Here is a 1348-nt window from a genome sequence, read left to right as displayed (position 1 = left end):
TCGAACCGACTCCCCCGGTGGACCACACGACCACCCGCATCAGCAGTCCTCCTTACTTGTCGTGCGCCCGCGCGACGGCGGCCGTCGCACGTTCGAGGAAGGGCCAAGCCACATCCGGGGCGACGCCGCCGCAGAGCGGATGCAACGGCAGCAGTTTCCCGTCCCGCACGTACTCGACCGCCTCGTCGGAGGTGAAAATGCGATAGGGGCCGCCCTCTTCGCGCAGCGCGTCCACGCTGTCAGCGCGGGTGATGCTCGCAACCGAATCGTCGCCGGGGCGATAGGACGCCGCCGTCAAGGCATCGTGCAGGAGGTGCGGGCCCAGAACATCCCAGGCCTGATCGACATCGTCGGCAACGAAAACCGCTGTGGGAAGGCCTGGGACGGGGAACTGGATGATTCCGGGTTCATGCCCATGGGTGAGGCACTGCGCCTCGTAGAACTCTTTCAGGCCCGGCGAGTCGGTCTGGGAAATGAAGCCGAGCCCGAACGTGCCGGCACGACGTGCGGCGGCCTTGCTGCCGCCCGCGATGAACACCATCGGTCCGTCGGGCGATCCGCACGGCGGCGTGACCCGCACCGTGCGCCCCCGATATTCGACCGGCTCACCGCGCACCAGCGGGCCGAGCACGGTAAGGATTTCATCCGCAAACCGGCCGCGGCTCGCCATGTCGATGCCGAAGTGCTCGTACTCCTGGCTTCGGTGCCCGACGCCGAATGCGTAGGACACCCGCCCCTTGCTGATCAGGTCCAGCACGCTGATTTGTTCGGCCAGCCGGACGGGATCCCATAGCGGGATCGGCACCGCGGCCAGCAGGATCGCCAACATTCGCGTCCTGGCCGCGATCGCCGACGCCAACATCAATGGCGCAGGCAGATGGCCATCGTCGGCACCATGATGCTCGGAGAGCACCGCCAATATGGCGCCCCGCGTTTCGGACCACGCGCACATGTCGATGGTCGCGGCGTACAGATCGGCGGCCGGTGCGCCCCAATTCGGAGCGCGCATGTCGAATCTAAGCGTGAACATCAGCAGCCGCCGGGATCGGATGAAATGCCCACCTCCGAGCGACAACGCAGTCCCGAATTGTCGCGCGTAGGCGGGCAAAACACTGGTCGGCCCTCACAGCTGCAGACTAACCTAAAATTTGTTCATTAAGATAGCGCACGCTTTCTTAAGCCCTTGACCGGGCGGATCCACAGTTGTAGTTTCCAAATCGAACGTTGGGTGATAACGGCCACCTGCCGTTGGCGTAAGGGCAACGGCCGCCGCGGTTTTCATCATGTTTGCGGGACGCGCACGCACCTGAGGAGGCAGAAGATGACGGCTCATCGCGTGGTGGTGTGG

2 protein-coding genes are annotated in these 1348 nt (G+C 64.8%); both read right to left on the bottom strand.

Going from position 1 to position 1348, the window contains the following annotated elements; genetic code table 11:
* Positions 1-52: 52 nt before the first annotated feature.
* Complete coding sequence (locus tag A5782_RS23800; RefSeq protein WP_067104697.1) at positions 53-1030, bottom strand: LLM class flavin-dependent oxidoreductase; 978 nt, start codon at positions 1028-1030, stop codon at positions 53-55.
* 111 nt (positions 1031-1141) lie between these two features.
* Positions 1142-1348: hypothetical protein (locus tag A5782_RS27000; protein WP_231986767.1), on the bottom strand; the 207-nt coding region annotated here is incomplete at its 5' end.

It is taken from the genome of Mycobacterium sp. 852002-40037_SCH5390672 (assembly GCF_001665875.1).
In the GTDB taxonomy this organism is placed as follows: Bacteria; Actinomycetota; Actinomycetes; order Mycobacteriales; family Mycobacteriaceae; genus Mycobacterium.
The sequence above is the reverse complement of the archived record's forward strand: the minus strand, read 5'-3'. Positions and strand labels throughout refer to the sequence as shown.

Coding starts and splice junctions, on each gene's coding strand:
- A5782_RS23800 (WP_067104697.1), bottom strand. CDS start 1,030: ATGTTCACGCTTAGATTCGACATGCGCGCTCCGAATTGGGGCGCACCG.